The sequence below is a fragment of the [Clostridium] ultunense DSM 10521 genome (assembly GCF_000511955.1).
In the GTDB taxonomy this organism is placed as follows: Bacteria; Bacillota; Clostridia; order Tissierellales; family Tepidimicrobiaceae; genus Schnuerera; species Schnuerera ultunensis.
This window is the reverse complement of record NZ_AZSU01000001.1, coordinates 116513-139095: the sequence shown is the minus strand read 5'-3', so window position 1 is coordinate 139095 and position 22583 is coordinate 116513. Positions and strand designations below refer to the sequence as shown.

Annotated in this window: 21 protein-coding genes and 1 riboswitch; of the genes, 5 read left to right on the top strand and 16 right to left on the bottom strand. The window is 31.2% G+C overall.

Features of this window, described 5'->3' with window-relative positions:
• Positions 1 to 53: 53 nt before the first annotated feature.
• From CUL_RS0100740 to tkt, 7 genes are all read right to left on the bottom strand, one after another.
• Positions 54 to 1721, bottom strand: coding sequence for a putative ABC transporter permease subunit (locus CUL_RS0100740; protein WP_025640229.1), 1668 nt, complete (start codon positions 1719 to 1721; stop codon positions 54 to 56).
• Positions 1714 to 2442: an ABC transporter ATP-binding protein gene (locus tag CUL_RS0100735; protein ID WP_005587003.1), complete on the bottom strand. Its 729-nt coding sequence runs from the start codon at positions 2440 to 2442 to the stop codon at positions 1714 to 1716. Before CUL_RS0100735 ends, CUL_RS0100740 begins: the two co-directional genes overlap by 8 nt.
• Before the next feature lie 121 nt (positions 2443 to 2563).
• Positions 2564 to 4105, bottom strand: a complete 1542-nt coding sequence (locus tag CUL_RS0100730; protein WP_025640228.1) for a Mur ligase family protein — start codon at positions 4103 to 4105, stop codon at positions 2564 to 2566.
• Positions 4106 to 4131: 26 nt separating this feature from the next.
• Positions 4132 to 5322, bottom strand: a complete 1191-nt coding sequence (locus CUL_RS0100725) for a carboxylate--amine ligase (protein WP_025640227.1) — start codon at positions 5320 to 5322, stop codon at positions 4132 to 4134.
• 279 nt (positions 5323 to 5601) lie between these two features.
• Positions 5602 to 6111 carry a hypothetical protein gene (locus CUL_RS0100720; protein WP_025640226.1) on the bottom strand — a complete coding sequence of 170 codons (510 nt, stop codon included), beginning with the start codon at positions 6109 to 6111 and terminating at the stop codon, positions 5602 to 5604.
• Between the two features lie 4 nt (positions 6112 to 6115).
• Positions 6116 to 6514, bottom strand: coding sequence for a hypothetical protein (locus CUL_RS0100715; RefSeq protein WP_025640225.1), 399 nt, complete (start codon positions 6512 to 6514; stop codon positions 6116 to 6118).
• Between the two features lie 96 nt (positions 6515 to 6610).
• A riboswitch (cobalamin riboswitch) is annotated at positions 6611 to 6784 on the bottom strand.
• 212 nt (positions 6785 to 6996) lie between these two features.
• Positions 6997 to 8973: a transketolase gene (tkt, locus tag CUL_RS0100710; RefSeq protein ID WP_025640224.1), complete on the bottom strand. Its 1977-nt coding sequence runs from the start codon at positions 8971 to 8973 to the stop codon at positions 6997 to 6999.
• Positions 8974 to 9130: 157 nt separating this feature from the next.
• Between tkt and CUL_RS0100705 the strand changes: the two genes are divergently transcribed.
• The 3 genes from CUL_RS0100705 (at position 9131) to CUL_RS0100695 (ending at position 10952) form a co-directional block, all read left to right on the top strand.
• The gene (locus tag CUL_RS0100705; protein ID WP_025640223.1) at positions 9131 to 10375 is read left to right on the top strand and encodes a DNA polymerase Y family protein; all 1245 of its coding nucleotides are present in this window, start codon (positions 9131 to 9133) and stop codon (positions 10373 to 10375) included.
• A gap of 12 nt (positions 10376 to 10387) precedes the next feature.
• Entirely contained in the window at positions 10388 to 10651 is a 264-nt protein-coding gene (locus CUL_RS0100700; protein ID WP_005586994.1) for a hypothetical protein, read from the top strand.
• A gap of 64 nt (positions 10652 to 10715) precedes the next feature.
• Positions 10716 to 10952: a hypothetical protein gene (locus CUL_RS0100695; RefSeq protein WP_005586993.1), complete on the top strand. Its 237-nt coding sequence runs from the start codon at positions 10716 to 10718 to the stop codon at positions 10950 to 10952.
• 50 nt (positions 10953 to 11002) lie between these two features.
• On the opposite strand, the gene CUL_RS0100690 is transcribed toward CUL_RS0100695, so the two are convergent.
• Complete coding sequence (locus CUL_RS0100690; protein ID WP_005586992.1) at positions 11003 to 12127, bottom strand: DUF1648 domain-containing protein; 1125 nt, start codon at positions 12125 to 12127, stop codon at positions 11003 to 11005.
• Between the two features lie 29 nt (positions 12128 to 12156).
• Complete coding sequence (locus CUL_RS0100685; protein WP_005586991.1) at positions 12157 to 12528, bottom strand: GntR family transcriptional regulator; 372 nt, start codon at positions 12526 to 12528, stop codon at positions 12157 to 12159.
• A gap of 121 nt (positions 12529 to 12649) precedes the next feature.
• On the opposite strand from CUL_RS0100685, the gene CUL_RS16385 reads away from it, so the two are divergent.
• Positions 12650 to 13480, top strand: coding sequence for a sigma-70 family RNA polymerase sigma factor (locus CUL_RS16385; protein WP_005586990.1), 831 nt, complete (start codon positions 12650 to 12652; stop codon positions 13478 to 13480).
• Here the strand turns inward: CUL_RS16385 and CUL_RS16380 are convergent.
• Positions 13477 to 14700, bottom strand: a complete 1224-nt coding sequence (locus tag CUL_RS16380; protein WP_051403464.1) for a M48 family metallopeptidase — start codon at positions 14698 to 14700, stop codon at positions 13477 to 13479. The two genes, CUL_RS16385 and CUL_RS16380, sit on opposite strands and share 4 nt — an antisense overlap.
• Before the next feature lie 403 nt (positions 14701 to 15103).
• Positions 15104 to 17533 (bottom strand): ABC transporter substrate-binding protein, encoded by a 2430-nt coding sequence (locus CUL_RS0100670; protein WP_025640222.1) that lies wholly within the window; start codon positions 17531 to 17533, stop codon positions 15104 to 15106.
• A 182-nt stretch (positions 17534 to 17715) separates the two neighbouring features.
• Between CUL_RS0100670 and CUL_RS0100665 the strand changes: the two genes are divergently transcribed.
• Positions 17716 to 18549, top strand: coding sequence for a helix-turn-helix domain-containing protein (locus CUL_RS0100665; protein ID WP_025640221.1), 834 nt, complete (start codon positions 17716 to 17718; stop codon positions 18547 to 18549).
• A gap of 220 nt (positions 18550 to 18769) precedes the next feature.
• On the opposite strand, the gene CUL_RS0100660 is transcribed toward CUL_RS0100665, so the two are convergent.
• The 5 genes from CUL_RS0100660 to CUL_RS0100640 form a co-directional block, all read right to left on the bottom strand.
• Positions 18770 to 19600, bottom strand: coding sequence for a hypothetical protein (locus tag CUL_RS0100660; protein WP_005586983.1), 831 nt, complete (start codon positions 19598 to 19600; stop codon positions 18770 to 18772).
• Between the two features lie 10 nt (positions 19601 to 19610).
• The gene (locus CUL_RS0100655) at positions 19611 to 20309 is read right to left on the bottom strand and encodes an ABC transporter ATP-binding protein (RefSeq protein WP_025640220.1); all 699 of its coding nucleotides are present in this window, start codon (positions 20307 to 20309) and stop codon (positions 19611 to 19613) included.
• A complete protein-coding gene (locus CUL_RS0100650; protein ID WP_005586981.1) occupies positions 20306 to 20674 on the bottom strand; it encodes a GntR family transcriptional regulator in 369 nt (122 codons plus the stop codon). Before CUL_RS0100650 ends, CUL_RS0100655 begins: the two co-directional genes overlap by 4 nt.
• Before the next feature lie 152 nt (positions 20675 to 20826).
• Positions 20827 to 21660, bottom strand: a complete 834-nt coding sequence (locus CUL_RS0100645) for an aminotransferase class IV (protein ID WP_005586980.1) — start codon at positions 21658 to 21660, stop codon at positions 20827 to 20829.
• Positions 21661 to 21682: 22 nt separating this feature from the next.
• A complete protein-coding gene (locus CUL_RS0100640; RefSeq protein WP_005586979.1) occupies positions 21683 to 22561 on the bottom strand; it encodes a hypothetical protein in 879 nt (292 codons plus the stop codon).
• Between the last annotated feature and the right edge of the window lie 22 nt (positions 22562 to 22583).

Sequence of the window (22583 nt, the reverse complement as noted above, 5' to 3'; positions counted from 1 at the left end):
TGAAAAAGGCGTAATGGTTATGAAGAGCCATTACGCCTTTTATTTTTTGAATACTACTCCAATATTTGAAACTGCCTTTCAATTAATTTCTTAAGAGGCATATAAAGTACAAAGGATGTTATTATAAACACTAACCCCATTATCCCATATATGAATAATATATCCACTTTATCTAATAATTTATATACTAAAAACCCTACTCCTAATAGGTAAAGAGCACCTATACCCATAGCGATTAATACATTTAGGTTTTGTTTCATAGCCTTTTGTGGGTTATCCCAATCAAGTAATGGCCTGTATATGTCTATTATCATACCTAATTCAGCCATAGCAATGCTACCTAAAACTCCTAATATCGTAATCCAAAACACATTTTCTATAGTTAAATACCCTAGATAAGCTACAGTGCATAGCACTGCCCCAACACCTATAAATTGTACCAAAAGGGATGATAGTACCCTACCAAATATTTGATCTTTTGCTTTTATAGGTATAGTCCTTTGGATCCAAAGGCTTTTACCTTCTCTAGAAAAGGTAGTACATCCTACACAATTCATTATGCCTAATAAAGTTATTATGCCCACACCTGCAATAGATATTAAATGAGGATTACCTTTTATTAACATATTTAATCCTTCCAAGGATTGCCCTCCATCCATAGAGGTAGATATGATAAATATTATGGGTACTATAACGACCCCACCAATAGAATTCAATAAATAGACTGGAGTCCTTATAAGCAATCTTATCTCCTTTAATCCCAAGGCTAAAAAGGAGGGAATTTTTTTATTATAGTCTGTTGCCTTTATCTTACTACTTCCCCTAGATATACTTACTTCCAAATTCCCTATAAGTCCATCAAAGAATAGTCTTTCACTTAAATAGATCATTGCTATAAAAATGATTATAGCTACTCCTACAAATAATATTAGGTTTAATAAACCGATAATACTTGAATAACTACTTAGAGATAAGGCTCCCCACATACTGGGTGGAAAACCCAGTCCTAATTTCCTTACCAATAGATTAGAATCTGTTGCCATTTTCAAGAAGAAATCTTCCCCTTCTATCATTGCATTTTGAGTTATAGATTGAATTTTAAATTGGAATGCCAAAATAGCTATTAACAATAGAAAATAACCAATTATACGTAATAAATCCTTTTCACCTTTAATATTTGTATACTTCATGAATAACATTACTATTATAGAAGCCAAAGTCAAAGGTATTACGGGCACAAATAATATTAGTATTAAAGAATATAGCCAATAAAGTATGCCTTCTTTTCCTCTTGTTCCATATATAATAATAAAGGGAAGTATTATTGGTAAGGATGTTAAATATTCATTGACCATTAAGGATATGAACTTACTCCCAATAATATCTCTAGGATTCAGCGGTAAAGGTACTAATACACTTAAATCATTGGAAAAATAGTATTTAGACATAACATATAGTATGCCAAATATGAATACAATTAGTTGAGAGTACAGGAATCCATTTAATAAAAACATTGGTTTTTGTCCAATATTCCTATAGGCTTCATATAAACTAGAAAGTCCATTTACTATTAATAAATAAGAAGGTATAAGAGAAAGAATTGCAATTCCAAAAATGATAATTTGCCATCTATCCTTTTTACTTTTAAACTTGTATTCTAAGGCTGAAAATCCAAAAGTGGTATTTAAATCGGTTTTAATTAACGATAATATCCTATTCATTTTCAGTCAACTCCAAGAAAATATTTTCCAAAGACTCCCTTTCTTCTGCATGATTACGCAATTCTTCCATAGTCCCTAAAGCTATTATTTTCCCTTTATTTATAATGGCTATTCTATCGCATAATTTTTCTGCCACCTCCAACACATGGGTGGAGAAAAATACTGTTTTACCTTCATCGCATCTTTTCCTCATAATTTCTTTCAATTGGAAAGAAGATTTAGGATCTAATCCTACCATAGGTTCATCTAATATAAATAGTTTTGGTTCATGAATTAAAGCGGAAATGAGAACTAATTTCTGCTTCATACCATGGGAATAACTCCCTATAATATCTCCTACTGCATGTTTCAAATTAAATATTTCTAAATATTTTTCCATACGCTCCTGTCTAATCTCCTTGGGTATTTCATACATATCAGCTATAAAATTAAGATATTCTATGCCTTTCAGTTTATCGTATATTTCTGGAGAATCAGGCACGTAGGATATCCGTCTTTTAGCATCTATAGGATTTTTCCATGCATCTATTCCATCTATAAATACTTTCCCATTATCTGGTTTAAGTAAGCCTACTATCATCTTTATTGTAGTAGTCTTCCCTGCCCCATTAGGCCCTAAAAACCCAAATATCTCTCCTGATTTTATATCTAAATTTATATTATCTACAGCTTTAATATCTCCCCTACTATAGATTTTAGATAGATTTTGCAATTTTAACAATAGTATCCCTCCTTTTGTATCTGTTATATATAATATATAACAAGCATATGATTTTTGCAATGATTTTATCTCATTTTTATAGATTAAATTAATATAAGGAAGGGTCTCCCCTTCCTTTTTATCACATCCCTGCTATCCTATTTTTTAATGCTCCGAATATTTCTTTTCTATCTATGCCTGATTTTGACTTATATATTTCCTCTAAGGCAATTTTTGCACCATAGTCCATTCCTTGACAACCTGCCAAAAGCAGGACATCTCCCTTTGATACCTTAGATAATCCATAGGAAATAGCATCTGGTAGTTCATCATATAGATAGACTTTAATTTTTGCCTCATCCATTATTTCCTTAAAGGCTTTTATTTCTTCGTCTGTTACCCTATCTTTTTCTCCAACATGAGATTTGCTTAATGTAGCAATTATTTCTTTTATACCAAGTTTTGAAGCCCATTTAACTATAGTTTTAGCATTTTCCTTATTAGTAGTTACTCCTCTGCTACCTCTAATAGCATATATAAGATGTGTTTTATTATAATCCATCATACTCAATGTTTCCAATGTTACATTGATATTTCCAGGGTTTGCAAAATGGTCATCTATTATTTTAAAGTTTTTATCGTAAATAATTTGAAAACGCCTTTCCACACCTTTAAAAGAATTAATTGCTTCCTGAATTACAGGAATAGGCACACCAGATAATAATCCAACGGATATGGCTGCCATTGAATTATAAACAGAGTGATATCCTGGGACAGATAAATCTACACTAAATTCTTGGGGGGTATATTCTACTTCTCCAACCTTAATTGGTTTTTCTATTTTGACTTTAAATTTAGGCCGACCAGTAGACAGATCTAAATTGCTACAGGATAAATTTCCACTTCTATCCTTCACCCCAAAGGTTAGAACTTTTGCTTCCGTCTCATCTATTAAGGATTTAGAATAAGGACAATCTAAGTTTAATATTGCCCATGCTGCTGGTTTTGCATTTCTTATTAAACTAGCTTTATATTCAAAATATTTTTCAAAAGAACCATGTAAATTTATATGCTCCCTTCCTATATTATTTAAAGTTACTATATCAAAATCAACTTCCTCAACTCTACTAAGCTCTAAGGCGGAAGATGATACTTCCATTACTATATGGGATATATCTTCCTTCCTCATCTGTGAAAAATAATGCTGAAGATCTAGAGACTCTGGGGTCGTCAATATGGAAGGCTCTATATAGTTACCATATTTCACCATAACCGTACCTATTATCCCTGTTTTCAATCTATACTTTTCCAAAATAGCATTGACCATAAAAGAAGTAGAAGTCTTGCCATTAGTTGCAGTAATACCAATTACCTTCATTTTCTCCGAAGGGTGGTCATAATAGGTACTACTTAAAATAGCTAAGGCCTTACGACTATCTTTTACACGAAATTGTGGAATATTTGAAACTAGTTGATAATCTTCTACAATAATTGCAACGGCACCCTTTTCAATAGCCTGTGAAATATATTTATGTCCATCGGTTTTATTCCCCTTTATGCAGATAAACAAATCCCCTGGGCATACCTTTTTAGAATTATAGGCAATGCCTTTTATATCTATATCTTTTTTATTCCAAGATTCAATGACTTCTATAGACTGAAGTAATTTATATAGCTTCATCATTGGTAACTCCTTTCATTACAGTATAGTTATCTATTGAATTTGGGTATTTTTTTAATCAAAGAACCAAGCTTGTTTCCAAAAAACACAAAGGCAGGTTTAGGATCCTTCCAATCCCAAATAGCATAAGCTTTTGGTTTAATATAGGATTTTATTACATCCATAAGCTTCAATTGTCCAGTTTTTAAATAGCCTCTTACTGCTAATAAATCCTCAAAGGCGTACCAAAATACTAAATTAGTATCATGGGTAACGGCATAAGATTCTAAAGGTTTCCCTATTAATTCCCGATAAGCAATATACGGCATATTTACTCCTGCCTTAAATAGCAGACTGTTAAGATTTGTGGTCCTAGTATTAATCTCTATTAGGTAGTATTCTCCAGTATTAGCATCCTTTTTAAACTCTATTTCTGCAAAGCCTTTATAGCCAATAGCTTCTAAAAATTTACCTCCTATGTCATATAACTCAGGTACATATTTTTGTCCAGTATATACAGAGGCTCCAAAATTAATGGGAAATTGACGATATTTTTGGCATGTTACCCAATGGGTTACCTTGGCATCTTGATTTAGGTAAGCATCAAAGGTATACATATGATCATCAAAACCAGGTATAATCCTTTGAACTATTACGTCTAAATTAGCAGAAGTAGCTTTTCCTATAGCCTCTTCTAATTCCCCCATATTATAAACTTTAAATAATTTCTTTCTAAATTTAGATACGAAGGCAGGTGAGTCAGTGGGTTTTACTAAACATGGAAACTTTATATTCTCTTCTACCTTCTCTCTAAAGTTTTCCTCATCTATATGGACTGTCTCTGGTACTAATAATCCATGTTCTTTTGCTAAGGAATGTAAGGCTCCCTTATCCATAACCTTAGTATATAGACCCTCTTCTGTTTGTGTAACTAAATAATATTTTGATAAAATAGATAAATACTTGTCTATAAACTCTACATAACCATCAGCAGATGGAAATAAAACAGGCTTATGGCCCTGTTTTTTACTATATTCTATTAAAAAATTTAATAGTCCTTCTGGATCCTCCTTACAATTTGGACCAATCAAAGTCTCTGAGCAATATTTAGAATGGAATCCATAGGTACCTTTAGATGAATAATCTATTGCAATGGTAGGTACTCCATGAATAGCTAAACAACGAATTATACTGAGTCCTATATAATAATTAGCTCCGAGAATAACAGCTTTAGTTTTCATTACTCCACCTCATATTCTATTCTGTCCATATATTTATAAATATAAACCTTTGTCCTACTTAAATCATTTTAACATATATAATGAAAGTTTTACAGAAAAATCAATACCAGTACTATTTAAATAGTTTTAAATAAAGCTAGGACAATACCGAGACCACTGAAAAAGTCAGATTGTCATCCTGAACCGAAGGTGAAGGATCTTGCTTTTATGCCATTTATAGATTCTTCACCAATGCTTAGAATGACAAATTAAGTACTTTTCAGTGGTCTCAGCAATGCCTTAGTTTTTATTTCTATAATAAGATTTCTTAAGCCTTGTCAATATATCTATTATTGGCTTAAAAAGAACTAGAATTATTATAAAATTAGAAGTGCCGTGAAGCAGATCAAATAGTATACCTCTAACCCAGTAAGTCCATCCATAGGCTACCCCATAGAAAAAGGATTCTACTACAGCAAAGAAGGCTCCAAAAGAATAGCCGAATATAGCTCCAATGGTTGCATAACCATATTCGGATTTTACCTTTTTTTTCATTGACTCCGTTATTATTATAAGCAAAGGCCAAATCATATAATATACAAGAAACCAGGTAGAAAATCCATATATAAATACTTCAGTAGTTGTAAATACTAGGGATACTAGAAGAACCTTTTTATAACCAAATACAATAGTATATACAATAAATAATAAAGTAACAATTTCAACATTAGGTATAAAGCTTAAAGCCAACTTTCCTGCCGTTATAGTTGCACTTAGAATCCCTATAAGAGCAATATCTCTTATCTTCATGGCCTTAATAGTTTTTCAATTCAAAAACATAAACATCTTCATCTGTCAGAGGTATTTCTCCTGGACCTGTTAATGCATCTTCGCCATTAATACTTATGTGAAAATATTCCTGCTTATTAGGATCTGCAACATAGTCTAGCATTCCTATCACCATAGTACCAAAATCATATTTTTCAAAAGTTATTCCTAGTTCTTCTTGCTTTTCCTCTAATAATTCCAATAAGAATTCATGATCTGTATTATATTCAAAGGTCTTATTCACATCCTCATTTTCATTAATTACGCGGATTGTAACCGCCTTAGCTCCTTCTACTCCTTTAGGGCTTAAAAAAGCCTTATAACCAACAAATACCAGCAATGTTACTATTAAAATCGATAAAATCACCTTAAATTTTTTATTCATAATATTCCTCCTCATCTTCAAATCAAAAAACCTTCCAACTTCAAGCTGAAAGGTTTTGTTTTCTGTATCTACAACCCCTTCATTCCCCGTGAAGTTATCGTTGTGCAAGTATAGGCAGGTCTTCCGGCTTGGCTTATATAAGTAGTTTGCCTTCCCAGTTTTCCAGTGGCATTATAAACTACTAAAACACCTTACGGCGGCGGGACCGCACAGGAATTTCACCTGTTTCCCTATTAATGCTAAATAGCAACCTATACTATTCTATTAAATTTTTATCTAAGTGAACCTCCCATCACTGAAGTGATGGGCCTCTAGCATCACTACTAGAATTTCCTGCTTTATTGACCTCGTAACCTACTATCTTCACAGGCGTTAATTCGAATAGTCCCTACCCTATAATATTTTAATGGGTGTGCAAAGCCTACCCTATTATATTTCATATAATACTACAGTTCTAAATACTTAGCAATACCTGTCAAATTTTATTTATCTTCTAATAGTTCTAATGCTTCCTCTACTATTCTATCTACTGTAAATCCAAATCTTTCAAATAATTCATTTCCTGGTGCAGAAGCCCCAAAATCCTTAAGGCCTAAAACCTTTCCATTGTTACCTACATATTTATGCCATCCCAAGGAAGAGGCTGCTTCTACTGCTAATCTATTTGTTATTTCTTTAGGCAATACCTTTTCCTTATATTCTTCAGTTTGTTCTTCGAATATTTCCCAAGAAGGCATACTTACCACTTTGGTACCAATTCCCTTCTCCTTTAACTTATTTGATGCTTCATAAATCAACTGAACTTCAGAACCAGTTCCCATTAGGATTATATCCACTTTTTCATCTTCCTTTAATATATATCCTCCTTTTAAAGCTTCTTTTCCAGTTCCCTTCAAAAGAGGTAACCCTTGTCTTGTAAGTATTAAAGCTGTTGGACCTTCTTTTGTCAATGCCCTATACCAGGCTGCTGATGTTTCTCTAGCATCAGCTGGTCTAATCGTCGTCATATTTGGCATAGATCTTAACATAGCCAGATGTTCTATAGGTTGGTGAGTAGGTCCATCTTCTCCTACCCCTATACTATCATGGGTTAATACATAGGTTACTGGTAGATTCATAAGGGCTGCTAATCTCATAGCGGGTTTCATATAATCACTGAATACAAGAAAAGTTCCACCATATACCCTTAACCCACCATGTAAAGCCATTCCATTTAATATAGCTCCCATAGCATGTTCCCTTACTCCAAAGTGGATATTAGAACCAGTGTAATCATCAGAATAAAAAACCTTTCTTTCCTTCATGGTAGTCTTATTGGAAGGTGCTAAATCTGCAGAACCCCCCATTAGATTAGGTACTTTCTCTGCCAATCTATTTATTAATATTCCAGAGGCTTCCCTTGTGGAGATATCTTTTTCAAAGCTCCAAAACTCTTCAGATTCTAAATAATCTTTAGGAATTTCTAAATCCATCCACTTTGCTAATTCTTTAGCTAAATCTGGATATTCTTCTTTATATCTTTCCCATTTTCTCTTACAGTCTTCTTCCGCCTCTATTCCTCTTTCTATCAACTTTTTCATATGTTCTTTAACTTCTTCTGGTACAGTAAATTCTTCTTTTTCCTTCCAGCCTAAATAATTTTTCAGCTCTTTTAAATTTTCTTCCCCTAAAGGTTCTCCATGGGCAGAACTTTTTCCTTGTTTTGGGGAACCATAACCTATTTCCGTTTTTATCTCTATTAATGATGGTTTAGAAGTATTTTCCTTAGCTTTTAGTATGGTTTCTTCGATCTTTTCTATATCATTCCCATCCTCTACTCTGTAAGTCTCCCAACCTAAGGCCTGAAAACGTTTAGGTACGTTTTCCGTAAAAGCTAAATCAGTGCCTCCCTCTATTGTAATAGAATTGGAATCATAAAGTACAATAAGTTTCCCTAATCCTAAATGGCCTGCTAAAGAAGCTGCTTCATAACTAATTCCTTCCATTAAGCACCCATCTCCAGAGAGAACATAAGTATAATGATCTATGATATTATGTCTTGGTCTATTAAAGTATGCTGCTAAATGAGCTTCTGCCATGGCCATCCCAACACCATTGGCAAATCCTTGCCCTAAAGGGCCAGTTGTGGCTTCTACTCCTATTGTATGACCGTATTCAGGATGGCCAGGAGTTTTACTATCCAATTGTCTAAAGTTTTTTAATTCTTCCTTATCTAGGCCATATCCAAATAGATGTAATAGAGAATACAATAACATAGACCCATGGCCTGCCGACAGAATAAACCTATCCCTATTAACCCAATTTGGATTTTTAGGGTTATGGCGCATTATCTTTGCCCAAAGAGTATATGCAGCTGGAGCTGCCCCCAAAGGTAAACCTGGGTGCCCAGATTTAGCCGTTTCTACAGCCTCTGCTGATAAAACCCTTAAAGTGTTAATAGTTAGTTCATCTATATTCATTTAATCCACTCCTATAATTTAATCTAATTTTCATACTATTATATATATAACCCAAAATCCCGTCAATAATTATACTATCCTTGTAATCTTCAAAAATATTAAATTCTTATTTACAGCAAACGTATGTTCTGCTATAATGGGCCTAGGAGGGATTTTTATGAAACACAGGATTATATTCCATATAGATGTTAATTCTGCCTACCTTTCTTGGGAAGCAGCCTATAGATTACAACATGGAGAAAGTACAGATTTAAGGAATATACCATCAATAGTAGGAGGCGATGAATCCAAAAGGCATGGTATAGTATTGGCTAAATCCATACCCGCAAAAAAGTATGGGATCCTAACAGGAGAAAGCATTTATTCAGCTAAACAGAAATGTCCTAATCTAACCATTATTCCTCCCAATTATGAGAGATATATGAAGGCTAGTAGTTCCATGGTAGATTTATTAGAGGAATATTCTCCCTATATACAAAGATATTCTATTGATGAGGTTTTTTTAGATTATTCTTATGATACTGAACAAAATTTCCTAGACATTGCCTATGAAATAAAGGAAAGAATAAAAAATGAATTAGGTTTTACTGTGAATATTGGTATAGGTCCAAATAAACTATTGGCTAAAATGGCTTCAGATTTCAAAAAGCCTGATAGAGTACATACCCTGTTTCATTACGAGATAGAAGATAAAATGTGGCCATTGCCGGTAGATAAACTATTTATGGTAGGTTCTAAGACTAAAAAGAAACTTAACGGAAGAGGTGTATTTACAATAGGAGAATTGGCTAAACTGGATAGGGAGTATATTTACTCCTGGTTAAAAAAACCTGGCCTTCTCATATGGGAATATGCCAATGGAATAGAAAATTCCCCTGTAAGAAATATTCCCCTTCCAGTAAAGTCTGTAGGCAATTCTACTACCACCTCTTATGATGTAGATAATAGGAAGGAAAGTTACATGTTTCTATTGGCACTATCGGAAATGGTAGGCATGAGAATAAGAGATTTAGAACAAAGTGGAAGGGTAATTTCTATATCTTTGAAAAGCCACCAATTTCATTCCTATTCCCACCAAAAAAAACTAGATATACCTACAGATTCTACTAATGCTATATATAAAACTGCTAAAAAACTATTTGATAAGATTTGGAACGAAGAACCTATAAGGCGTTTTTCCGTAAATATATCTGAACTTTATTCTAATGAATTCTGTCAGCTTTCTTTATTAGAGGATTATGATCCAAGAGAAGAAATCTTAGATAAAACCATAGATAAAATAAGAAATAGATATGGATATAATTCTGTAATTCGCTCTTGCTTCCTCTACTCTGGTATAAAACCTATTATCGGAGGGGTAGTGGCAGAAGAAGATTATCCTATGATGTCTAGTATTTTTTAGGAGTGGTATTATATGAAAATATTGATGAAACCAATAGAGATGATTGCTTGGTTTACTACTAAGGAAAAGCCAATTCCATTAAGATATAGAATTATAGATGAAAACAATATATATAAAGTAATAAAGGTAGATAAGATTTTATTTGCTGAAGAAGAAAAATTAGCAGGTAATAGGATGATCCTTTATAGATGTGAAAGTATAATCAATAATACGCAAAAAATATATGAATTGAAATATGAAGTAGACACCTATAAATGGTTTCTCTTTAAAATTTAATAATTTTCTATTTTTCGCACATACTAGATATGGGGAAGTGTAATACTAAGAGAGGATGAGTCCTATGGAAAATCCAAGAGCAATAGGTGAAATCTTAAACCAGACTAAAAAAATCGATGAAAACAATTGGAATACCAGCCAATATTTGAATAGTATAAATATGCTCCTTACATCTAATGATTTAGGCAAAACAAAAGATAGCGGATTGAGTAAAAAATTTGAAGAACTCAATAGTAAAGTTGAAGATATCAATAAATTAACCTCCGATTTATTGGAGGATTTATCCAGAAGACATAATTAAAGTGATGGGGAACCCATCACTTTAATTATTATATAACATCTATATTTTCCTCATAATCTTGCTACTATAATTAAAATTACAATAACAATAATAAAGGGTAATATCATAAAAAGCATCCCTAAAGGCCTTCCTACATTGACAGTCCAACCAACACCATAACGCTTCTCTACAAAGATAGATGAATCCTCTGGATTATAGTATATCGTATTACCTAATTTCCATAGATAATCATCATCTCTAGCATAAATCCCCTCTAACTCTTCATTATCTTTCAGTTTTAATCTTTCTCCCCCTTGACCTATTTTTACACTCAATATAATAGCACCAATTATGCTAAATCCTAATATAATCCAGCTAAGGATATTGACAACTTTTATGGTCTTAAAAAATATCCCGTAAGATAATAAATTTAATGATGTAAATAGTAAGATAATTAATAAAGTGATTATAAACAGATAAATAGACCAAGCTTTTCTAAATATGATATTTTTCTTTAAAGAATCTTCAGGATTATTTGGATTTATCTGTTGCTTTGTCCTACCAATAGTCCAGTAAGAAAAGTACAAAATCCCTAACATTAGCAATTGAACGATAGGTAATATTAGTACTACCCCATATGATTTATTACTATAAGTAGTTATTTCACCTTGGAAATTCCAGTGAGTAGGAATCCTATCCGGTAAAGTAGGGTATAAGGTTATTCCTAATATAAAATTAAATAAAACTAAAACTAAAGGTATCAAGAACCATAAAGGAGATATAATTCCTAATTTGGATTTATCTCTGCTATATTTCATGTCTACAACCACTATCTTCTGCCCATTTTCATCCCAGCCTTTTACCTTTTTTAGTTCTTTAACTTTAGAGTTAAATTTCAAATAGATTAGAAATAATATCCCTAAATAGATAAATACTATAATTACTGGATAAATAGGCTTAGGAAATCTATATAACAAAAATGACAAAATAAACAAAGTAGGAATCCCTATCAAAAGGTTGTTCTTTATAAACTTTTTTCTTAAAGCTACTGCCTCTTCATCATACATAATATTTTCTGGCACCTTAACGCCAAATAGGATATTTTTTCTAGTAGTTTTAGGCATTATAATCTGGATTATTAGAGCTAATAGAAGTACAAAGCCATTAGTTAACGCTAATATGAACCTTTCAGTCATCTATATTCACCACCTAATTTTATAGTTATCTATATCTCATCATAGATACTTTTACAAATATTCAAAAATTCTTCTTTTTCTATATCCCTACAATAACTATTGGAGATTAAGTATTTCAACTCCTCTTTCAAATGCTTTATATATTCCTCTGTAGCTTTAGGCATTATATTATTTACCATAGCCCCTCTTCTTCTATCTATGGTTAAAAAACCTTCATTCTTTAATATATTATACGTTTTATTTACAGTATGGAGATTGATTCCAATATCCTCCGCCAATTGCCTAACCGAAGGTAATTGTTCTCCCTTCTCTAATTGTCCTCTAGCTATCCCCTCTATTATTTGTCTTCTTAATTGCTCATATATAGGCATTTCCGATTCAAAATCAATTTTAATGATCATATTTTTCATCCTTCCTATCTGTTATATAAATTATATAACAGGATAAATTTATCTTCAATAGTTTTCTAAAAAGGAAGGATTTTATGAATCTATGTAGAATATAATATACTAGGTGATGAAGATGAAGGCTGAGCATTTAGAATTAAGGGAGAAGAATTATATTTCCAACGAAGAGCTTGTTGCCCTTTATAAGAAAAATAAAGATATAAATATTCGGAATAAAATTATAGTAAATAATATAGGCCTAATATATTCTGCAGCAAGAAAGAGAATGAAAAATCCTACTTGTTACACATTAGAAGATTTAGTACAAGAAGGGGTTATTGGCATGATGAAAGGTATAGAAAGGTTTGATACTACTAGAGATACTAGCTTTTCTACCTATGTCTATTATTGGATTGTCCAGCAAATGGATAGAGCCTTAATGAATAATGGATATATGGTAAGACTCCCTGCTTATATATATGAAAAAATTAACAGTCTATCTGCAGTGGAAAACAATTATATGGCTAAAAACGAAGAAATTGATTTAAAAGAGCTATGTAACGAAGCAAATATGACAGAACAAGAATATTTTTTAATTCATTACTACAAGAAAAACTATTCTAACTTTACTTCTCTAAATTCTATCATAAATACAGATTCAGATGAAAACTATGTAGAACTTCAAGATTATATCCCTTGCCAAGATATTTCCGTTGAAGATATAATTATTTCAGAAAGCTTAAAAGAACAATTAATAGAAATACTAAATACATTATCTCCCAAAGAAAAGGAGGTTTTGGAGCTTAGATTCGGTTTAAATGGAAATGATCCCTTAACTCTAGAGGCCATCGGAAATAAATATGATCTGACAAGGGAAAGAATTAGGCAAATTGAAAATAAAGCATTAAAAAAATTAAAAAGACTTAACTCTAGAAAAGGCCTTAAAGATTATCTATTAGAATATTAATATTCAGTGAAAAACTTAATTCTTTCTTCTGCTGTAGGATGGCTATGGTACCATATTTTAAATAATTTACTCGGCCTAGAAATACTTAAATTGCCTTCATATAGTTTTAACATAGTAGATATAGCTGCCTCTTTATTTTTTGTCAATTGTATTTCTATCATATCGGCCTCCCTTTCCATCTGTCTAGAGCTAAAATTAATTATTGGATTTGCGAAAAACATATAGAAGTTTAATACTAAGATAATTAAAGGAATAGAAGCTATATCATATAATCTATTAAATCCAAATACTCCATTGGAATTGATAAGTATCCAATTAGAAGTCCTATGTACTAAGTACATTAAAGCTACTGAAAACAAGCCTCCTAATATTATACTCTTCCAGATATGTCCTTTTATATAATGGCCAATTTCATGGGCAGTAACAGATAGCACTTCATCTTTATCCAACTTTTCCATGGTGGTATCCCATAGAACTATTCTTTTAGATTTAAAAACTCCTGTCATATAAGCATTCATCTCTTTAGTATCCCGACTCTTATCTACTTTATATATTTCTGCATCTTCTATTTCTGCTTTTTTTAAAAGTTGTTTTATTTCCTTTCCTAATTCTTCATCTTCTATGGATGTATATTTATTATATATAGGGTCTATATACATAGGAGAGATAAAAGTTATAAAAGCAAAAACAGGTATAGATAATAACCCTAAATATAACCACCATCTGGTAGGGTTTCTATATATTAAGTAATAGGGAAACCATATAAATAAGGAAAATACTACTGTATTTAAGGCAAAACTTTTAAATGTCAACTCTAACCATCTAAATAGGGTTTGGTTGGATAGATCATACCTATGTTTTAAAATGAACCCACCATAAAAATTAGTAGGTAATGAAATCAACAAGTCGATTATTGAAAATAATATTACATAGATAATTCCGGTTAAAAATAGATTCCTACCATTGCTTTCTGCAAAACTCCCTATTTTCTTAGATAATCCGGTAGTCAAGAATAAAAGAGGAACTAAAAATTTAAGCATTAAATTTATAGCCCATATTTTTAAACTGGATTTTCTATAATCATAGGTTTCTTTTGGAATATTAGGGTATTCTATTTTTAATCTGTCCATATTCCTATATTCACTTATGAGTATTATTGTAATAAAAAGTATTAAAAAAACAAAAAATATGCCAATGGATAAAGATAATCTTTTCCCCATTTTAGCCTCCATTTGATATGAAAATAATTTGCTATAGTATTATCTATATTATATATTATATCCAAATATTATACCTATCTAACTAAAGGCACTAGCAAAATTTAAAAAGTGATTTAAAAGAATAAGCAACAAAAACTTTCGCTTAACTCTCTCCATCTGCAATAGAGTGAATTATATTTATAGTTTCCTGTATATCCTTTTTCCCACAATATTTTTGTAATTTGTTTATAGGTTTTTTCCTTAGAACGTAAATCTATTACTTAATCCCTATAATGACTTTTTTACCTTGAATAGGCAAATCCTGAAAACTATGTTTATAATATGAATGTAGTTTAGATAATAGATTTCCATAAAAATGTCAATTTACTTCATTAGGTAGTGTATTTTAATTTGTTTGTAAAACTTAATAATTTATTTTATCATTTAAAAATTCTACCCATTCATCTCTGAATTCACTTTCAGAAATATCCAAGACTTTTTCTATATCACCATATTCTCTTAGCAATTCAACCAGTTTTTCCCTACCGTAGGTTTCAACAATATATTCAACCATGCTGTAACCGTATTTATATACATCCTCACTGGGCACTTTTAATGTATATATTTCAGGTATCCCCTGCTCTAGCAATTCATCGTAGTAGGGCTCTTGCCTATCCTTATGCTGTGCCAAATACATTGCTGTTCCCTCCATAAGCCAACTATCATGACGCTTTTCGTTTGCTAACGCCATTGTCACATTGTGGACAAATTCATGTAATACAGTAGTATCTAATTCCGCAAGCCTGCCAACCTTTCCGTTTTTATACTTCCAGGTGTAATAAAATGTATTGCTATTTCCAGCATAACCCGCTACATTTATGCTCTTATCTTCATAATCAACACTTTGCTCTTTGATTATATTCTGTCGTAAAGCTTCATAATTATCATACATATTGATTTTAACAACAGGCATGTTTTCTTCATCTACATCTAGGAAGCTTAATATTCTGTCATATTCTTCTTCCAATGTTTTGATAGAATTTGAAGCATAAAGCTCATTTAATTCATTGTTTGAATTATAATATAGTTCAAAATGCTCACTTACTATATACTTATCAAATCTATATCCTGCACTGTCTTCAAAATAACCATTTTTATCTATTTCCTCAATCCTGTTCCTATTATCAAATCTATAAATATTTCTATTTTCATCATTTTCTAACCCTTCTATATCATTTACTTTAATATTGTCAGAAAGTAAAATGCAATCCTTAAAAATTAAATTCCCTAATACATCACACTTTAAATTTTCTAATAGCTTATCATTGAAGCGATAGCACATACGGTAATGATTTATTGGAATAGCGGGCAATTCTTCAATCAATATTTCCTCTGCACCAATTAGATACTCGTCTCTTTCTATTCCTGCAGTTACGGCAGAATTTGCTATTGCATCTTCGAAATATTGATTATACCAAAAATTATTATCATTTAAGTTTGTACTGAAATTAGAAAGGAACGTCATAGAATCATTATAATCTGCTCTCCATGAGTTGGTAATCATTTCAAAATCACCAGTATTACTTTTATCTATGAGTTCTTCAAATGTTACTACTTCAAGTTTCACCTTAATGTTCAAATTATTCTCAAGCATGCTCTTAAAAATGTTTCCATAGTTTTCATCATCTACAGTCAGTTTAACTTGTGGAAAATCATCATTGTATCCTGCTATATTTAATAATTCCCTTGCCTTTTCTGAACTAACGTTCAATAGATAATCTACATCTTTACGTTTTTCTCCAATAGGAGTACCATCACTAAGCTTTATATCAGATGGTATAAAGCCATATGCTTGCATACTGTCTGAATAAATTTCTTCACAGTAGTATTTACTGTCAATAGCGTAAGCAAATGCTTTCCTAATGTTAACATCATCAAATGGCTTTTTATCAGTATTAAGCACTATGTAAGAAGTTCCAATATAATTTGAATATAGCAAAGACTCTTCATCTATGTTCCCATAAGGGAATATCCTCATTATATGAACTTCATCATTATCATACATGAGATTTATATCCTTGTTCTGTGTATTGATTAGACACTTTACATATGATACTTTAACATTTTTATTATAATAGCTGTTGTTCTTAGATAGCAAAATATGGGAACCAGGTTCGTATGAATAAAGCTTAAATGGACCATTTGATATACATGTTTTTGGATTTGTTTCCCATCCTTCACCTGCAGTCTCTATTATATCTTCCCTCACAGGTAGAAATTGAGGCATTGCTAAAATTTCCATGAAATATGGAGTTGGTTCATTAAGTTCTATTTCCAATGTATATTTATCCAATGCTTTTACTCTTATATCATCTTTGCTACCCGTTCCATTTATATATTTATCTGCTCCTTTTATATACAATTGGTACACTTCAGAGATATCACCCTTTTGTTCACATGCTCTTTTAAAGCTATATTCAAAATCATAAGCTGTTACATCCTTGTCATCTGACCATTTAGCATCATCTCTCAATTTAAAAGTATATACAGTATTATCTACCCCTTCGGCATTGGAAGACACTGTAAAGCTTTCTGCAACGCCTAATTCATATCCATCCTCATTTAAAACAGTTAATCCTTCAAATATTTGACGTGCAATATTAACCACATCACTACTGTTACTCAAATGCGGGTCCCAAAAAGTAACATTACTTGATGACAAATGCCATACTAATGTATTTTCCGTATTAGGTTTTTCTTCTTTGAAAGTATCAACTATATTACAGCCTGATACAAATGTAATGAATATTAATATAGAAATTAATAATAATGTAATCACCTTCGTCTTGTTCATATTACTGATAGCTCTCCTTTCTAAAAAATATCATTAAAAAATCTAATGTTACTATTAATTTGAAGAAACCTTATCTTTACATGCCCACAACCTTTTTATTATAATATATATTAAATAATGAAATTTCAACCAGATTCAAATCTGGGTTGCTTTGAAGGTTAATTTAAAGGGGTTGAGATATTATGTATTATAATCTTCAGGCTTTCGGGGAAGAAGCACGTAGCATTAGGACTAATTTAGGGTTTACTCAGAAAGATGTCTGTGAACTGTCAGGAATCCATGAAGATACCTTACGAAAGATTGAAAATGGTAAAGTAATTCCTATCCAAAAAACTTTAGACCTACTTTCCCCTATACTTAAAAAAGATTTAAACCAACTCTTACTAAATTATAGACTAAATAATTATCAGGCCTTTGAAGAAATAAGAAATAGATTAGAATCTAAAATAGATAGAGACGAATACCAAACCTTATCAGTAGAATTAGATGATTTAAAGGCTTTGCTCCATACTGAATCTAATACTTACTTCATCAATCTAATAAACCAACTTATATTATTAATAGAATCCATAATATTAAATAAGAAATATAGTAAAATTAATGAAGCGCTTGATAAATTAATAGCGGCTATGAAAATAACTACACCTGAATTTTCATTAAATAACTATAAAAACCTTATCTACAGTTCTATGGAATCAAGAATTCTAATGAACATAGCTCTTTTAATTAATAAAATTGAATCTACAGAAAAAAGCTTAGAAATAATGGAGTTCTGTATACAAATAGTAGATCCAAATGAGAAACTTTATCCTAAAATATGCTATAACTTATCCTATACCTATCACCGGCTTGATATCCATGAAAGTGCCTTAAAGTACTCCGATTTAGGCATAGACTATTGTATACAACATAGGGATTACAATGGATTAAATCTTTTATACTTTAGAAAAGGTGTTGCTGAATATCTTCTATCTCATAATTATTCCACTCTATTGCATCATCTTTCTCAGCTATAAGTATATTATTTTGTTCTCTGGATCCAATAACAAATAATGTTAGAACAATAACCATTGCAAATAAAAATTTTTCAAACATTATCTCTATCTCCCCATTCGTTTTTTAATATACAAGCTCTATTTACCATAATAATACCTGATAAAAATCCTATATGCAACCCGATTCAAATCGGGGTGGTTTTACGCAAATAAAAATCCCCAAAAAGGGGATTTTGTTTTTTTATAAATCAATCTTATTTTCAATTAAATATCCAGTACCTAAAAACATCAAAACTCCTATTACTATACTATATATAAATCCTGCAATATTTAGTATAGTACCTCCTAAATCCCCATTCATTATAAGGCCACCATTGTTAATGGTAATATTAAATCCATAGCTTAGCATATGGGAAGATGCTATTTTAAATGTGTTTAGATCTAGATAGTATGGTAATAATTGAATAACTTTCACCTGTCCATAGGTTACTATTCCACTTAGTACCAAGAATATTACAAACCAGAAACCGCCAATTTTTTTATTTCTAAATGTAACTCTACTTAAAGCCATGGAGAAATATATCAGTATTAGAGTACTAACCCCACCAATAATAGCTGTTAAACCAAAAACCACTAATTCTCTATAGGGTATGTTCATATTTTTTAACATAGAAAACAATTCAGAAATCTTGATTTTAACTGGACTAAAACTTAATACCATAATACCGTTATATATTGCTATGACCACTCCTAAAAGGACAAACCACATAAAAGCTACTATTAGTTTAGCACCTAATATTTGATTTCCTGTCAAAGGCAATGTAAAGGTTAAATATCCTCTATCCTCATATAATTCCTTTCTAAAAGAATTTACTATATATAAAAATGTAGTTAGCAATGTTCCAAATATAACTAAAACCGATAGACCTGTAAATGTCGCCCCTAATGCTGAACCTTCTCTAGCATTAGATATATAGGCGTATATTCCTGTTGTAAGTATTAGAACTAAAGCCAATACTCCTAGTATAAACTTATAAGAGCCTCTTATTTCATATTTAATATATCTACCCATGTCTTCCCTCCTATTCTCCAAATATTTCCTTGTAGATATCATCTATTTGTTTACCCTTTTCCTCTCTTAAGGTTTCTGCATTGCCTGTTAGTACTATCTCCCCATCCTTTAAAAAAACTACATCTTCGAATATATTTTCCATATCCCTTACTAGATGAGTGGTTATTAACATAGAGCTGTTTTCATTGTAATTATTTATTATGGCATCTAATATTTGATCTCTTGCTACTGGATCTACTCCTGCTATTGGTTCGTCTAATATATAGAGTTTTGCATTTCTAGATAATACTAAAGTTAAATTTAATTTTTCATGCATCCCTTTTGAAAGGGAAGTTATTTTCATACTCTTTTCTAATTTCATAAAATCCAATAAATCTTCAAATTTCTTTTCATCAAAATCCGTATAGAAATCTTTATAAAATTCAAAAGCATCCTTTATAGTCATCCAATTATATAAAAAGTTTCTATCAGGTAAATAGGAGACTATGGATTTGGTATATACTCCTATTTGATGTCCATCTATAAGAACCTCACCTTTTGTTTGCCTTAAAAGTCCGGTTAGTATCTTTATTAAAGTAGTTTTTCCACTGCCATTAGGCCCCAATATACCTACTACCTTTCCTTCTTCAATATTTAAACTTATATTGTCCAAGGCTCTTTTATTGAAATAATTCTTAGTAAGACTATTAATTTCTACAATATTCTTCATTCTCTCTCCTCCTTTTCAACCCATTCTGATACAATTTCTATTATTTCATTGGAGTTAAATCCTAATTTTTTCATCTCCATTAGAAAATTATTCACTACATTTGTAGCCATATTCTTTTTCAACATTTTAATTATTTCTATATCCTCCGTAACAAAGGTACCCATTCCCCTTTGAGTAAAAACTAATTCTTCTCTCTCTAATTCCTGATAGGCTCTTTGGATTGTATTGGGGTTTACCTTTAATTCCTTTGAAAATTCTCTTACTGATGGCAATTTATCACCTCCACTAATTTCTCCCGAAACCATCTTACTCTTTAATAGATTCATAATCTGAATATATATTGGAAGATTTTCGTTAAAATCCATCCTTTCACCTCCATCGTCCTAATGTCCTGGTGTATTAATTATATGGTACACTAATGTTGTTTTTTTGTCAATAGAAAAATAAAAAATACTCCTCCTTGTATTAAACAGTTTTAATTTTTACTGCTTACTACAAGGGGAGCATATCATAATAGTTACAAGGTTTTACTTTCTATATATGCCTTCATCTTATTTACGTATAGATTATTCACTTCTTTTATAATTCTATTATTTACTGAATCCAATTTTATATCATCTACACTTGAGATAGGAAGAACGTTTACCGAGGTGCCTGACATGAAAGCTCCATCTAATTTTTTCAAATCTTCCATATGTATATTTTCTTCAATAATTTTTATATTCAATTTTTCACATACTTGGAGTATATATTTTCTTGTAATACCTAGTAGGACATCTCCTTTAGGAGCAGTATATATTCTATCTCCTTTTACAAAAAACATATTGGATCTACTACCTTCAGGGATATATCCATCTTTATTTACCAATAGGGCTTCAAAGGCATTGTTTTTTTCTAATTCTCTTGCTACCTCTTCTCTAAAAGATGCCATCTGAATCTTAGCGTTAGGATTCTCTCTTTCGTAGTGGAATAATATAGTGTGTATACCTTCTTTATAGTATTCTTCTGGCGGATAGAAACTTTTTATAAAATAAGCTAAGAATATCTGTCCCATCCCTTCAATATCTGTACATAATAGTTTAACATTTAAATTTTCAATGCCATTTTTGTTAATTAACTCTTTTATATCCTTTTCTATATCCTTATCTTTTCTTTCAATATGATAATCCACTATCTTTGCAGACTCCCTCATCCTATCTAAATGGTCTTCTAAAAACAATGGTACTTTATTTATTACTCTTACTACTTCGTATATAGGTGGCTTTTTTATTCTTTCAAATATTTCTACATTTGCAGTCAATTCCACTCGACCATTTACTAGGAAACAATCTTTTATTGCCTCAGGTTTCATCCAAAAGTCCCCCTTATTTCATCTATTCCCTTAAAGCTTTTATATTTTTAAGGGTAATATCTCTTTTAATTTCTAATAGCTTTATACTATTTTCATTTAACGCTAGCTTCATATCAGAAATTGCTAAGGACAATTTATCTAATTCCTTTATTTTATCTTTATCCTTATCTTTATCTAATTTTTGTCTGATTCTTCCAGAGTATTCTGCTGCTTCATTTATCAACTTATCTGCTGTTTTTATATCTCCTTCTTTAGCCTTTAAGAAGGCTTGATAAGTGGAATAATTTATCCTAGAAAGATCTCCATTTATTTCGTCTTTATAAAGATCAAAAAAAGGTGCTAAAGAATTAATAGATCTACTTCCAGTATCCATAATATCCGTCATTTGTCTATTTTCTATTGCCTTTGTAAAGGAATTCAATGATTTTTTAAATTCCTTTCCTTGGTCTGGATTGGCTCCCTTTTTTACCCCTTCTACCTCATAACTATTCCAGTCTTTATGAATTTCCTCCAAATTTTTATCAATTCCCCTCCATTTCATAAATATCTCTTCATCTCTAGTTATATTGCCCTTCTGTTCTCCATCTTTTTTCTGATTTTTTGCTTGGTTTCCATCCTGATTACTCTGTGGGTTTCCCTGTTTATTTCCATCAGATGGTTTTCCATTGCCCTCCTTTTCCAACTTTTGAGCCTGAAATTCCATTTCCGTCAATTCAGTAGTCTTGGCTATATCATCTACTGAAGTCAATAATTTATCAATCCCATCCATAACCTTAGTCAAAGTTTGTGGTGCCTTCTCTCTTCGGTCAATATTACTAGATTTTTTATTTGGTTGGTTGGCACAGGATATGGATAAAAACATACTTATCATAAGTATAATTGTTAATATTCCCTTTTTCAAGTTCACCACCTCTTAGGATAGT